The following is a 13,852-nucleotide window of genomic DNA, read 5'->3' as shown; positions in this document are numbered from 1 at the left end:
AACTACTGTTTGCATAATGGACAATGGACAAATAACATTAGAAATTGTTTAGGAGGTAAAAGCTATGAATATACTTATTCGAACTGCTACTCAAAGCGATTACGAGTCATTGTTGCCTTTATTTAGGCAGGTTCATGAGTTTCATGTTTTAGTAAAGCCAGATTTGTACAAAGAAAATTCCACTCCAGTTGAAAAAGAGTTTTTTGAAAACCAATTAATCGATGGCAAGCATCAAATTCTTGTGGCAATGATAGATAATGAGGTAGTCGGAGTTGTCGTGACAAAGGAAGAAGAAGTCACTGAAAATACTTTTGTTAAAGAGAGAAAAATTATATATATAAAGAGTATATGCGTTGCTGAAACACATAGAAAAAAAGGTATCGGAAAAAAACTGATTACCTACGTCTTTGATTTAGGAAAGAGCCTCAATGTAGATAGTATTGAGTTGGGAGTATCTGAGGAAAATACATCTGCTATTGAATTTTACAAGTCACTTGGGATGATTACGAAGAGTAGAAAAATGGAGATTACATTGATCTAATGGATGCGACTACTTACTAAGGGGTGATTGATTTGTATCTATACCATTCAGTAATAGAACGAGATAACGGGGATTTCGTAAATCCCCAAAGAGTCTTAGATGAAGGATTAAACATTCAGACAGAAACAAGGTGGTACACAAATGGTGGTAGCTTATATCCTGAAATCACCGAACATTATAAACCGATACATTCTCCAAAATGGATAGATTTTAAACTGGCAGTAGGTGCAGACCTTAATGCACCACCTAAACCTTATTATAGATTTTCTGTTTTTAGCGAGAAGATTCTAGTATTCAATAGAGATGTATCAAGTGATTTATTTGCCTATATAGAAGATGAATATATGGAGGCAGAGGCTGGGAAAGGATACTTTACAGTAGGGCTTCCTTCAAAAGAAGAATTAGTAAAACAATATTGGGAAAGTATGTTTACTGTTGAAGACTTCATAAAGTACAAACCATATAATAACCCAGAAGTCCTCATTTTCGAAACAGTCCCTGCAAAGATAATCGAATATAAGATATAAAAGCTTATGAAAGTCAGCGGTTCCAAAATGTCTACTCACTAAAACTTGGGACACGTCCAAGCTTTTAGTGGGTGTCTATGCAACCCATATCCCCTTGCTCTATTAACCAATTCTATTCAATATCCAGTAAAAAAGAATAACTGGCATTCCCTTGTTCCCAGGTAACTAAAATTTCGAAAACTGTTCTCCCTTTATGATTACTAGTATCTATTTCCTCATATGTGCCTGTAACTTTATTATTTTCATTCCATGTCTTTACTTGATATTTAATTGGTGCAGTCTCAAATTCTATGGAAATAGGCGTAGCAGAAGTTACTTGAAAAGGTTCATTGTTTTGAACTAAATTCGGTGGTGCATCTGAAGAAGCTTCAATACCAATCGTTTCCCCATTATTACAACAATAAGACCAGCTATATGGGCCAAGGACACCTCTAACTTGCTCTACACCACTTGAAATGAAAACTGTAGGTGGTTTTTTGAATATGTTTTCTTGAGTTTCTTCGTATTTGCCACTCACTTCATCGGAAACTTCTGTTTCATTCGCGCAACCCACTGGTACTGATAAAATCAAACTAAAAAGAATTAGTACATACTTAGTTTTCATATTTCCTCCATATTTTTATATTGTAATACTACATATATTAGACGGACTAATTAGAAATAAAGTTTCAGTTTTCGCATGGAGCTCCATACAGCATCTTTTTTTCGACTGCAAAAAGGAAATTAATGTTAGCATAAAGAAATAGTTGTTTACAGGTACTAGGCTTAGAAAAAAAAGGAGTAGTCACTATGAACCTATTGAGTATAGATGATATGTCTGAACGACAAGTAAATGAAATATTCACCTTAGCTACAAAGATTAAAAATCAAAATACTAGTCATGTACTAAAAGGAAAACACTTCGTACTATTTTTCCCTGAGTCTAGTTTACGTACAAGAATAACATTTGAAAAAGGTATAAAAGACTTGGGTGGAGAAACAACATTGTTCCCTCCAGAGACATTGGATAAAAGAGAAGAACTTAAGGATGTTATACAATATCTTTCAAATTGGTCTGATGGAGTTATTATAAGGCATGCTGATTTTTCAAAACTACAAGATATCTCAACGTATTCGAATATCCCAATCATTAATGCGATGACATCTGAAAGCCATCCTTGTGAAATTTTATCTGACTTGTATTCTATAAGTCAGGTAAGAGAGAATTATAAAGATTTAGTTTTTACGTTTGTTGGTCCAAAGAGTAATATTTCAAGGACTTGGAAAAGCATTGCGGAAATAATGGATCTCCGCTTTCATCAAGTTTGTATGCAAGGTTTTGAATTAGGGACAGACTCTCGAAATTATTCATTTCATACTGAACTTGAACCTATATTAAAAATCAGTGATATTGTTTTAACAGATTCTTTGCCAAACGAGCTTAGGACACAAATATATATAGACCAATTTCAAATTACGTTAGAAAGAATGAATTTAGCTAAGGAACACGCTATGTTAAATCCCTGCCCGCCTTTTTATAGAAATGAAGAAGTAAGTAATGAAGCTCTCTCTTCAAGCTATTTTGTTGGGTATGAATTTAAGAAAAATTTAATTTATGTTCAACAAGCAATAATCTTGTTTTGCTTAGGAATAGTAATTGACTAAAATGTGAGGTAAACAATATGTAAGTGCTGTTATAAGATGTATGCTACAATAAACAAAAGGTAAATTCTGGAGGTGTATGGATATGACGTGGGCAATTGGCATAGGTTTAGGTCTTCTACTATTGGTTTACTTAGCCTCAGAAATTGCAACTCATGGGGATAAAGGAAAAGATTTCCGGTCTTTTTTTAACGTTTTTAAAAAAGATTTAATTTTCGTCATCCCTCTCTTCGCTGTCGCAGGTGTCCTATATTATACTTTTTTCGGTTAATATCCACTAAAAATGGCCCAGTTCATCATTTTGAACTGAGCCATTTTTCAATCAAAATCCATTTTCTTTTACAACAACTCCACCCACATTTCCCTCATTGCTCTAAATCCCACTAGGTGTCTCCACTCAATATTTGTTGTATTAAGTTTGATTTGTTTTGTGTTCTGGATGAGGGCTTGAAGTGCGACCTGTCCTTCAAGTCTGGCTAAGGTGGACCCTAAGCAAAAATGTATTCCTGACCCGAATGCGAGGTGATGATTTGGATCTCTTGTGATGTCAAACTGAGCAGGATTCGTAAATTGATTAGGGTCACGATTGGCAGCCCCAATTAATACATAGACCTGCTCCCCTTTATGAATCTGTACACCGCTTAGTTCAACATCCTCTGAGGCGACTCTCGCTATCATTTGTGTTGGACTTTCATATCGTAAGCATTCTTCTATTGCTGATTCAATTAGAGAAGGATTTGCTCGAAGCATCTCATACTGTTTCGGGTGAGTTAAAAAACAGTATAGCGAGTTGCTAATTAAGTTAACGGTTGTTTCATGACCGGCAATGACTAGTAGTGAGGCTGTCGCCAACAGTTCTTGTTCTGTTAGCTTGTTCTCCTTCTCTACCGCTAGTAATCCACTTAGTAAATCATCCTCAGGAGATTGTCTCTTCTTTTCAATGAGTGTTTTAAAATAAGCTAGCATGTCTAAGGTGGTCACATTAGCCTCAATCAGTGAACGACGCGTTCGGGTTAAATCAATAGAATCAATTAAATCGATTGCCCACTTTCGAAACAGTTCGTTATCCACACTGGGAATACCGATTAGTTTTGCGATGACTTGACTCGCAAAAGGAAAGGCAAAATCAGAAATAACCTCGATTTTCTGTTTGTTCTTTACTTCCTTTACTAGAGTTAGAGCTACTTCTTCAATAAAAGGGCGGTACGACTCTATCCGAGCAGGCGTAAAGTACTGGTGAACGAGCATCCGTAGCCTTGCATGTTCAGGTGGATTTTTAAAAAGCATCATGTTGTTTTGAATCGTTTGTAACGTCTCATACCTTTTTTTATTCTCGGGTAAAGTCACTCTAGTTTGAAAACGATGGTCTTTGAGAATCGCTACCGCCTCTTGATAGCCTGTAACAAACCATCCGGGATGCTTAAAGAGATTTCCTTTATAAACGGGATGAATCGAACGAATTTCTTCATAAAAGGGGTACGGGTTTTGTATTCGTTCGTATGTCTCATTTTCAATCGTTTGATTACTCACAGTCTACCTCCTTCCTATCGTGCCAAGCGCAGAATGCGAGGACACTGAAAAAGTTCAGTTTTTAACTTTTACAGTGCCCTCCACAATCCTTCTTATTGCCCTGCTAGACTTGCTTTCATTTCTTCGACACTTTCAACCTCAAATCCAAGGTCAACTAGCATTTTATGGTCCTCCGTATCTTCTTGTCCTTCTGTTGTTAAATAATCGCCTACAAAAATCGAGTTAGCTGCAAATAGGCCAAAAGGTTGTAAGGAACGAAGATTGACTTCTCTTCCCCCTGAAATACGAATTTCCTTAGTCGGATTGATAAAGCGGAATAGTGCCAATACCTTTAAACAATACAAAGGATTTAACTCTTGAACTCCTTCAAGAGGGGTTCCATCAATCGCATGTAAAAAATTGACCGGGATAGAATCCGCATCTAATGCTTTTAAACTATTGGCCATATCGATAACATCTTGTTTTGACTCTTTCATTCCGACGATGACACCAGAGCACGGAGACATTCCAGAGTCTTTTACCGTTTCAACTGTGTTGACACGGTCATCATATGTGTGTGACGTTGTGATATTTTCGTGATTTCTCGCGGATGTATTGATGTTATGGTTGTACCTGTCAACTCCTGCTTCCTTCAAGCGTTCAGCTTGTTCTGGCTTTAATAATCCGAGGCAGGCACAAATTTTCATCCCATATGTATCTTTGATTTCTTTTACCGCTTCTACGACATGATCAATCTCATGATTTGACGGTCCTCTGCCACTTGCGACAATACAATACGTACCTATGTTTAATTCATACGCTCGTTTGGCTCCCTCTACTAACGTTTCTTTATCTACCATTTTATATTTTTCAATAGGTGCATTTGAAATAGAAGATTGAGAACAATAGCCACAGTTTTCAGGACAGAGGCCTGATTTTGCGTTCATAATCATGTTTAGCTTTACCTTTTTACCAAAATACTTCTTTCTAATTTGAAAGGACGCATGCATCAAAAGTAAAATATCATCTTCTGGACATTCTAAAATTGATAACGCCTCTTCATTTGTGAGATTCTCACCGTCTAACACCTTATTTGCAAGTTCATTCCATTGATTCATAGTAACCCCTCCATACGCATTAGTAGTTTTGATAAATCAACATAGTCTTTTATCATGTTTTTTCTAGCTTCTCTATTCGTGTCCTCAAGTTTTGGTGTCACACCTAACACAGGGACTCCGCATTGTTTTTCTATTTGTTTTGGATTGGTTTGTTCGGCTAAGTCAAATTCACGGCTTTTGCCATTGATTATAATTCCAGCAATCTCAATGCCAAGGCTTTCGGCATATTTGACTGTTAAAAAGGTATGATTGATCGTTCCTAGGTTCGGTCTTGTCACGATAATAATTGGGAGTTGTAGGGCCTTAATTAAATCACTAACTAAAAAGTCTGGGCCAAGCGGTACAGATATTCCTCCTGCCCCTTCTACTAAAAAATACCGATGCTTGTGTTTAATTTGTTCCCAGTGCTGAAGCACGTCTTGCAGATACACCTGTTTTCTCTCAAGCGTTCCTGCCACATACGGAGCTAGAGGTTCTTTCCATACAAAAGGTGTAATTTCTTCATGTGTGAGATGCGTTTGTGAACCTTCTTTCAGTAAACTCGTATCACTTTCTTCGTGTTCTCGAGGAACGCCACTTAGTAACGGCTTATACACACCAATATCAATTTGTCTTTCCTTTAACACAGCTGCTATCCCGCTCGTTATCATTGTTTTTCCTACATCGGTATCTGTTCCGGTGATAAAAAATCCCTTCATGATATCATTCTCAACTCTCTTCCTATCTGTGTACAAGACCTCAGCAACTGCTCGATATGAGACTCAGTATGAGCAGCCGTTACCGTTAATCGAATCCGACTTTCGCCGTTGGGAACCGTAGGTGGACGAATCGCTGGAGCATATATCCCCTCTTCTTGTAGGCGGTTTGAAAAAGAAACAGCTTTTTCAGCATCACCGATAATGACTGGAATAATCGGTGTATCGTCCCCGTATACGAGGAACCCTACTTCTTTTAACCTATTTTTGATTTGTTGTATCTTTTGAAATAACCTTTCTCTAAGTTCCTTGCTTGATTCGATGATGTCTAATGAGGCATACGCCGCTGCACAACTGGCTGGGGGAATCGCAGTTTGAAATATAAATGTTCTCGCATGATTCACTAAAAAATCGACTAACAGTTTAGACCCAGCAACAAACCCACCTTCAACTCCGATCGCTTTACTTAACGTGCCAATGACCACATCTGGGAAAACACCGAAAAACTCACTTGTTCCCCGCCCGCACTCTCCTAAAACGCCTGTCGCATGAGCATCATCGACAATCACATACGCGTTATATTTAGAAGCTAGTTTGCTAATTTCATCTAAAGGTGCAATCGTGCCATCCATACTGAATACACCATCGGTCACAATAAAACGGCGAGCATATGCTTGCGTTTCCTGCAACTGCTTTTCTAAATGTTTCATATCTACATGCTCATAAATCACCGTATCCGCTTTGGATAACCTACATCCGTCTATAATACTTGCGTGATTCAGTTGGTCACTGAGGATGACATCGCCTTTTTGGGGAAGCGACGAAAGAACACCAACATTCGCTAAATAGCCACTTGAAAAAAGTAAAGCTGCCTCTGTTTTTTTAAACGAAGCGATTTTATCTTCTAGCTTTTCATGCCACTCGGTATTTCCCGTTGTCAGTCTTGAACCACTACTTCCTACGCCAAACTCTCGTAACGCCCGGACTGCTTCTTCCATTAAGACTGGGTGATTGGCTAATCCTAAGTAGTTATTTGAGGAAAACACAAGTTGCTCTTTCTCGTTCACGAGCATGTGTGGCAAAGGGGCGGTGTTCATCGTCCTTAATTCGCGATATAAACCAGCTCTTTTTCTGTTTTCCATTCTTTCGTGGATCCAGTGGTCAAAGCTCACGTTCTGTAACCTCTTCAATCGCTCGTTTTATAATGTTGACCATGGCTTGAAGTTCTTCTGCTGTACTGACTAACGGTGGCATGAAGACCAGTACATCCCCCATCGGTCTTGTTAGCATTCCGAGCTCTCTCATTTTTAACGACACCTGATAGCCGATTCTTCCTGTTTTGGGAAAACTCTCTTTTGTTTCTTTTGATTGAACAAGCTCAATCCCACACATGAATCCTAACTGTCTAATGTCACCTACATGTGCCAACTCCATTAACGGTTGCAACAACTCGTGTAAAATTTGTGCCTTTTGAGTAACCTGTTTGATAATTTGGTCTTGTTCAAATAAGCGTAAATTCTCAATAGCCACAGCACAGCCAAGCTGATTTCCTGTATAGGAATGACCGTGAAAAAAGGTCTTTAATGTGCTGTAATCATCATAAAACGCTTGATAGATTTCTTCTGTCGTAAACGTAACAGCTATCGGTAAATATCCTCCTGTGATTCCTTTTCCAGCCGCCATTAAATCCGGCTGAACGCCTTCATGCTCACATGCAAACATTTTTCCGGTGCGACCAAATCCTGTCGCAACTTCATCGACAATCATAAGAACCTCGTATTTTGTACATAGCTTTCGAACACCGGATAAAAACCCCTCAGGCATGACGATCATTCCAGCAGCGCCTTGGACCATTGATTCTATCGAGAGTGCGGCAATGGTATCGTGGTGTTCAATTAACAGATGCTCTAACTGCTTTAAGCAATCATCCCTACAAACCTCAGGTTTATTGCTTTCAGAACGATAAACATATGGAATTGGAGCTTTAAAACTATCAAACATTAATGGCCCATACACATGGTGAAAAAGGTCAATCGAACCGACACTGACTGCCCCGATCGTATCGCCGTGATAGCCATTTTGCATCGAGATGAACTTTTGCTTCTCAGGCCTTCCGATATTCTTCCAATATTGAAAGGCCATCTTTAAGGCGATTTCCATCGCTTCAGCACCACTATCAGAATAGAAAACTCTTGTTAGCTTTTCAGGCGAAAGTGCAACAAGTCGTTCTGCAAGCTCGGTTGCTGGTATATTTGTCATTCCCAACAATGTGGAATGAGCAATCTTTTCAAGCTGTCGTTTAATTGCATCGTCTAACTCTTGTTTTCGGTGGCCATGGACATTTAACCATACTGAGGAAAAGCCATCATAATATTCCTTGCCGTTCACATCCTTTACTTTGATTCCTTCTCCACTTTCAATAATTAATGGATGTTCATCATAATCTTTCATTTGAGTAAACGGTAGCCATAAATATTTTCTACTTTTTTCGATTAGGTCTTGTGACATCATCTTCCTCCCACTGAATGAACATTGGTTGTTTTTCTAAATATGTTATATATGTATCGAGGTCATAGGACGTATCCACAAAAAAAATGCGGCAACCTCTCTCATCACCGTACGGTTTTAGCTTTGTAATTCGTTGATATCCTAATGTTTTACTAGCGACATAGCCTGTCACATACTCGGGGTCATCAGACCAGCATAATTCTGCAACTGTGGCTTGATGAGTTGACACTTTAGTCGCAAGCACAAGCGCTTCTTTTATTCTTTGATTGAGTGGCAGTGCCTTTGCTTTCACCCATTTTTCAAAATTCACTCGTTCCCAATCCATTCTTGAAACACGAACGCCTCGGTCTTTTCTTCCATCGATTCGCTTTCCTGTATGACAGTCTATTAAAATAGCTCCTCTGACAGCTTCATCAGGAATTTGCGCATAGGCTTTTTCAATGACCTGTTTTGAGACTCCGGCTTGTTCAAGTAACTTCCTTGCCTTTTGTTGACCTTCTTCAACAGAAGACACTTCAATTGTTTTTACAGTAAGGGGTGGAACTTGGGTAATCGGTTGGTCAATCAACTCACACTGAATTTGCAAGAAATCAGGTTTTCCTCTTGAGTGGGTTAGTGCCTTTTCTAGTAAAAAATCAACTGACTTTTTGAGGTCTTGATAAGAAGAGATGAGCTCTCCTCCAGAAATATGTTTCCCTCCCTTTTCATGTGATTGATTCTCAGACGCTCTCATTCTCACACTATAAAATCTACTATTGTCCATCATATTTCACCTTACATGTTTCTAATGTCAACCTATTCATTCGAAAGGTTAACAATATAGTATAATCGTTAACCTTGTATGTCAAATAGGTTAACAATAAATCCGCACTGTTCAACTGTTTTATTCTAGAATATAATGTAACCATGGTTACAATTAACGGAGGTAGAAAGATGAGTAACTGGTTACACCTCACTTATAAAATGCCAAGAAAACCCAGTTCTCCTCGAGTAAAAATCTGGAGGAAACTAAAAAGCCTGGGTTCGATTCAATTACATGATGCAATATGGCTTCTACCAAACACCCCTTATACATATGAACAATTTCAATGGTTAACTGTCGAGATTAAGGAGCTAGGAGGAGAAGCGACGATGTGGCAGTCTCAGCTTCTCTTTGGAATGTCTCATGAAGATTTACAGCATTTATTTATTGAGCTAGTGAATGAAAGTTATATGGAGCTTTTAAAACAGGTAGATGAAGGAAGCAATGATTTGGTTTCTCTGGCTAAGAAGTATCAACGGATTAGGAAAACGGATTACTTCAAGTCCCCATTGGAAGTAGCTGTACGTGAGAAACTAATTGAAAAAAGGAGTGGTCAAACATGAAGTGGGTTACATGGAAAAACATCGGAGTCGACCGAATGGCTTGTGGATGGCTCATTAAAAATTTTATTGATCAGGATGCGGAATTTTTTTTCATACCTGAAGGAGAACAGACGATTCCTGAAGGAACAAAGGGGTTTGACATCCCTGGGGCAGAGTTTTCTCATAGAGACGGTCGATGTTCATTTTATTCTCTTCTCGAGGATTACAGCTTAGAAGATGCCATTCTAAAAGAAATGGCCCAAATTGTGGATGAAGCAGATACAGTAAAAGAAGTATTTTTGGAACCTGTCGCACCTGGGCTTGATTTTATTTGTGATGGGATTAGCTTATGTAGCAAAGATGATGATGAAGCGTTGGAAAAAGGGTTCATTATTTATGATGCTTTATATGCAATGATAAGTGGGAGAGAATAAATATGGAGAAACCTAGTTTATGGACTATCTTTTGGACTTATATCCTTATCGGATTACAAGGATGGGGTGGGCCTGCTGCACAAATTCAAATCATTCACGAGCATGCTGTAGAAAAGAAAAAATGGATTGACAACGACCGCTTCCGAGATGCCTTTGCTGTTTGTGGGATGTTACCAGGACCTGAGGCAGCTGAACTTTGCATGTATGTCGGATATAGACAACGTGGTTATGTTGGTGGGTTTTTAGCTGGACTTGGCTTTATGTTGCCTAACTTCTTTTTAATAACGGTTTTAGCTTGGGCTTACTTTCAATATGCAGCCACTTCTGAAATCGCTCAAGGTTTATTATATGGTGTTAAGCCAGCGATGGTGGCGATTGTATTATTTAGCCTTTACCGTATCTCAAACAAATTTGGAGTGCTACAAGACCGAAAAAAACTATTGATTACGATTCTCATGATAACCTTAGCATTTATTACTCAATTTGATTTAATTCTATTACTTCTAGTGATGGGATTTGTGTATATGATAATCAGTCGTTCAACAAATAATTCCGCGCTAAGCGTGAACAGTCTGCCATTAATAGTAGGAGCATCCGTCGCGACTGCTTCTATACCAACTAACCTTTCTCTTTTATTCTTAAAGATTGGAGCGTTGAGCTTTGGTGGAGCTTATACGGTGTTAGCTCTTTTGCAATTTGAAGCCGTTGATAATTTTGGATGGCTCACAACAGAACAGTATATTGATGGATTAGCCATTAACGAACTTACACCTGGTCCAACTATTATGGTAGCGGCGTTTGTTGGATTCGCCGCCTATGGTTTTTGGGGAGCCACACTAGCAACCTTTTTTATCTTTTTGCCAGCCTTTTTATTAGTACTAATAGGTGCTCCTTATTTCGATAAAATAAGAGAAAACAAAAAGCTAACCGTTTACTTAGCAGGAGTGAGTGCCGCTGTCGTTGGTCTTATCGCAAGTTTTCTAATTCGATTATCGTTAGATGTCTTTCATGATATCGGAAGCATTGCCATTGCCATCATCATGCTTGTGTTGTTGTTCAAATTCAAATGGCAAATATGGAAGGTGTTCATTGTTGCCCTAGCTATAGGAAGCTCGCTTATCTTACTGAACCTTATTTAATATTTTCTAAGATAAATCTCATAAGAAAAACGACAAAGCCGTCTTTGACTAATTGCGATGTACGAAGCCACTGCCCTCTCTTGAAAGTATATTAATAAGTGTACTTCTTATTAATATACGCGCAGTGAGCGAAGCCATCATCCTACCTGTTCTAGCATAAAAGACATCTATGAGCATCTAAATTTTTTATACTTATTTTTTATGAAAAAGCTAAGAGCACTTCTTACGTCGCGCTTAGCTTTTTTATTTTCTCTCACCTTCCCTACCACTTTTCCATGAGGGCACTGAAAAAGTTCGGTTTTTAATTTTTACAGTTGCAACCATAATCAAAGGCATTGAAAAAGTTGGTATGTCCCTTTTCAGTGCCTTCCTTTTCCATACTACGTCTTTTTTTCACTCCTTTTGCCAAGAATAATTACTAAGAACCTTTCATAGTATAGGTAGTCCCTAACCTTTGATTTGTTTTTTGAAATAAAGGGAATGTCACTATGTAGTGCGAAATAGTTTATATCTCCAATGAAAGGACTTATGTATTCATGAAGTTAGGTGCACGTATTTTCAAAACCGGTCTAGCCATTGTCGTTGCCATGTATTTAGCTATGTTTTTTGGACTTGAGCCTCCTATGTTTGCGGCTTTAGCAGCCACGTTTGCGATTCAGCCTTCGATATATCGAAGTGCGCAAACGATTCTTGAACAAGTACAAGCCAATGTTCTTGGGGCAGTGCTAGCAGTGATTTTTGTATTAACCTTTGGACACGACCCGTTTGTAATTGGGGTCGTCGTTATTATCGCGATTGCAATTATTATGAAGTTGAAGCTTGAAGCAACAACGATTCCGCTTGCGATCGTCACAATTATTGTCATCATGGAAAGCCCTGCAGATAATTTTAGCGAGTTTGCTTTTTATCGTTTCTTGTTAATTTTAGTTGGAGTGTTATCGGCATTTTTAGTCAATCTTTTATTCATTCCACCTCGTTATGAAACGAAGCTATACTATAAAATTGTTGAAAACAGCGAACAAATTAACCAATGGATATCCTTGCTTCTTCGGAAAGATGCAGACAACAATGCTTTGAAAAAAGACATTGGTCGCCTTAACGAGAAGATGGTCAAACTCGAAAACCTTTACCTTCTTTATAAAGAGGAACGAAATTACTTTTTAAAAAATAAATACGGAAAAGCGCGCAAGGTTGTGTTATTCAGACAAATGATCGCGACCTCGAAAAAAGCACTCTTCCTCTTAAAAAATCTAGAACGACGTGACATTGAAATACAGCAATTACCAGATGAACTGCTATCGATTTTAAAAGACAGGGTAGAATTGCTGATGGCCTATCATGACCGGATTTTACTTCGTTACGCCGGTAAGGTAACCGGCCAAGCCAATGAAGAAATGCTAAGAGAAATTACAGAAGGAAAAGCTCAACTGACAGATTATTTCATGGAGCTTTATCATGAGGAAGGCGTAGACCGAACATATTGGCTTCATAGCCTCCCGATCCTTACGCACGTCATCGAATATGAGGAAAAGCTTGAGCGCCTGGACCATTTAGTTGATTCCTTTTTTACGTATCATCGTGATGAGAACAAAGTACAAATCCGCAATCCCGAGTAAGGCGGTGTGGCAATGAAAATTGAAGATATTTATAGTGAGCTTCCTCAGCTTGAAACAGAGCGGCTCATTTTACGGAAAATAACAATGGATGACGCTGAGTCAATGTTTGCTTATGCCTCCAAACCAGAGGTAACTAAATTTGTGACTTGGGATACACACCGAACCTTGCTTGATACGGTTGATTTTATTAAATTCATTGAAAGTAAGTATGCCAAAAACGAAATAACTCCTTGGGGTATCGAGCTTAAAGAAACAAAAACACTTATCGGTACGATTGATTTCGTCTGGTGGCAACCTGAACATAAAGTGGCTGAAATTGGCTTTGCCCTTTCCCCTGACTACTGGAAGAAAGGCATCATGACAGAAGCCGCCTCTGCCGTCATTCGCTTTGGTTTTACACAGATGGACCTTGTTCGTATTCAAGCGAGATGCCTGACCGAAAATCTTGGGTCGCAGAAAGTTCTTGAAAAGATAGGGATGACATGTGAAGGTGTCCTACGGCAAAGCATGTTTATAAAAGGAAAACACTGTGACATCAAACTATATTCTATACTTACAGAAAAAAACTAAGCTAGGTTTTTTAACGGGTTTACTTCATGTGTGCAAAACAGTAAATCACAACTTCAATCACAAAGTAAACCGCATATTTTTCACACCGTATTTCCATTATAATTCACACGAAAAAAGGCTTAGAGAAAATTTATTCTTTAAGCCTTTTTAAATATAATCGCTAGTGAACTAACAGTAGTTGAAGTTGAACTAATCTTGTTTATGTTCTCC

16 protein-coding genes are annotated in these 13,852 nt (G+C 38.4%); 9 read left to right on the top strand and 7 right to left on the bottom strand.

Features of this window, described 5'->3' with window-relative positions; translation table 11 throughout:
• The first annotated feature begins 64 nt into the window (after nt 1-64).
• Together BK585_RS04385 and BK585_RS04380 are read left to right on the top strand one after the other, a co-directional pair.
• Nucleotides 65-541 (top strand): GNAT family N-acetyltransferase, encoded by a 477-nt coding sequence (locus tag BK585_RS04385; RefSeq protein WP_078552141.1) that lies wholly within the window; start codon nt 65-67, stop codon nt 539-541.
• Nucleotides 542-573: 32 nt separating this feature from the next.
• Nucleotides 574-1,068 carry a hypothetical protein gene (locus BK585_RS04380; RefSeq protein ID WP_078552139.1) on the top strand — a complete coding sequence of 165 codons (495 nt, stop codon included), beginning with the start codon at nt 574-576 and terminating at the stop codon, nt 1,066-1,068.
• A gap of 112 nt (nt 1,069-1,180) precedes the next feature.
• On the opposite strand, the gene BK585_RS04375 is transcribed toward BK585_RS04380, so the two are convergent.
• A complete protein-coding gene (locus BK585_RS04375) occupies nt 1,181-1,672 on the bottom strand; it encodes a hypothetical protein (protein WP_078552137.1) in 492 nt (163 codons plus the stop codon).
• 185 nt (nt 1,673-1,857) lie between these two features.
• On the opposite strand from BK585_RS04375, the gene BK585_RS04370 reads away from it, so the two are divergent.
• The gene (locus BK585_RS04370; RefSeq protein WP_078552136.1) at nt 1,858-2,712 is read left to right on the top strand and encodes an ornithine carbamoyltransferase; all 855 of its coding nucleotides are present in this window, start codon (nt 1,858-1,860) and stop codon (nt 2,710-2,712) included.
• 82 nt (nt 2,713-2,794) lie between these two features.
• Nucleotides 2,795-2,980 (top strand): hypothetical protein, encoded by a 186-nt coding sequence (locus BK585_RS04365; RefSeq protein WP_078552135.1) that lies wholly within the window; start codon nt 2,795-2,797, stop codon nt 2,978-2,980.
• 68 nt (nt 2,981-3,048) lie between these two features.
• On the opposite strand, the gene BK585_RS04360 is transcribed toward BK585_RS04365, so the two are convergent.
• From BK585_RS04360 to bioW, 6 genes are all read right to left on the bottom strand, one after another.
• Nucleotides 3,049-4,239, bottom strand: a complete 1,191-nt coding sequence (locus BK585_RS04360; protein WP_078552133.1) for a cytochrome P450 — start codon at nt 4,237-4,239, stop codon at nt 3,049-3,051.
• Between the two features lie 92 nt (nt 4,240-4,331).
• The gene (gene bioB / locus BK585_RS04355; RefSeq protein WP_078552131.1) at nt 4,332-5,336 is read right to left on the bottom strand and encodes a biotin synthase BioB; all 1,005 of its coding nucleotides are present in this window, start codon (nt 5,334-5,336) and stop codon (nt 4,332-4,334) included.
• Nucleotides 5,333-6,034: a dethiobiotin synthase gene (gene bioD / locus BK585_RS04350; protein WP_078552130.1), complete on the bottom strand. Its 702-nt coding sequence runs from the start codon at nt 6,032-6,034 to the stop codon at nt 5,333-5,335. Before bioD ends, bioB begins: the two co-directional genes overlap by 4 nt.
• Nucleotides 6,031-7,203, bottom strand: a complete 1,173-nt coding sequence (gene bioF / locus BK585_RS04345; RefSeq protein ID WP_139367494.1) for an 8-amino-7-oxononanoate synthase — start codon at nt 7,201-7,203, stop codon at nt 6,031-6,033. Before bioF ends, bioD begins: the two co-directional genes overlap by 4 nt.
• Nucleotides 7,193-8,539: an adenosylmethionine--8-amino-7-oxononanoate transaminase gene (gene bioA / locus BK585_RS04340; RefSeq protein WP_078552128.1), complete on the bottom strand. Its 1,347-nt coding sequence runs from the start codon at nt 8,537-8,539 to the stop codon at nt 7,193-7,195. The genes bioF and bioA overlap by 11 nt, the downstream gene beginning before the upstream one ends.
• Nucleotides 8,511-9,302 (bottom strand): 6-carboxyhexanoate--CoA ligase, encoded by a 792-nt coding sequence (gene bioW / locus BK585_RS04335; RefSeq protein WP_078552127.1) that lies wholly within the window; start codon nt 9,300-9,302, stop codon nt 8,511-8,513. The genes bioA and bioW overlap by 29 nt, the downstream gene beginning before the upstream one ends.
• A gap of 170 nt (nt 9,303-9,472) precedes the next feature.
• Here bioW and BK585_RS04330 point away from each other — a divergent pair, with 170 nt between their 5' ends.
• The 5 genes from BK585_RS04330 to BK585_RS04310 all read left to right on the top strand — a co-directional run bounded on the left by BK585_RS04330 (nt 9,473) and on the right by BK585_RS04310 (nt 13,642).
• Nucleotides 9,473-9,904 (top strand): Chromate resistance protein ChrB, encoded by a 432-nt coding sequence (locus BK585_RS04330; RefSeq protein ID WP_078552125.1) that lies wholly within the window; start codon nt 9,473-9,475, stop codon nt 9,902-9,904.
• On the top strand, nt 9,901-10,317 hold the full coding sequence (locus tag BK585_RS04325; RefSeq protein WP_078552124.1) for a chromate resistance protein ChrB domain-containing protein: 417 nt from the start codon (nt 9,901-9,903) through the stop codon (nt 10,315-10,317). Before BK585_RS04330 ends, BK585_RS04325 begins: the two co-directional genes overlap by 4 nt.
• A gap of 2 nt (nt 10,318-10,319) precedes the next feature.
• A complete protein-coding gene (gene chrA / locus BK585_RS04320; RefSeq protein WP_078552123.1) occupies nt 10,320-11,456 on the top strand; it encodes a chromate efflux transporter in 1,137 nt (378 codons plus the stop codon).
• Between the two features lie 536 nt (nt 11,457-11,992).
• Nucleotides 11,993-13,072, top strand: coding sequence for an FUSC family protein (locus BK585_RS04315; RefSeq protein WP_078552122.1), 1,080 nt, complete (start codon nt 11,993-11,995; stop codon nt 13,070-13,072).
• A 12-nt stretch (nt 13,073-13,084) separates the two neighbouring features.
• Nucleotides 13,085-13,642, top strand: a complete 558-nt coding sequence (locus tag BK585_RS04310; protein ID WP_078552120.1) for a GNAT family N-acetyltransferase — start codon at nt 13,085-13,087, stop codon at nt 13,640-13,642.
• Nucleotides 13,643-13,852 lie beyond the last annotated feature (210 nt).

Origin of the sequence: Bacillus alkalicellulosilyticus (assembly GCF_002019795.1) — a bacterium.
Classification (GTDB): Bacteria; Bacillota; Bacilli; order Bacillales; family Bacillaceae_F; genus Bacillus_AO; species Bacillus_AO alkalicellulosilyticum.
This window is presented reverse-complemented; position numbering and strand designations above follow the sequence as displayed.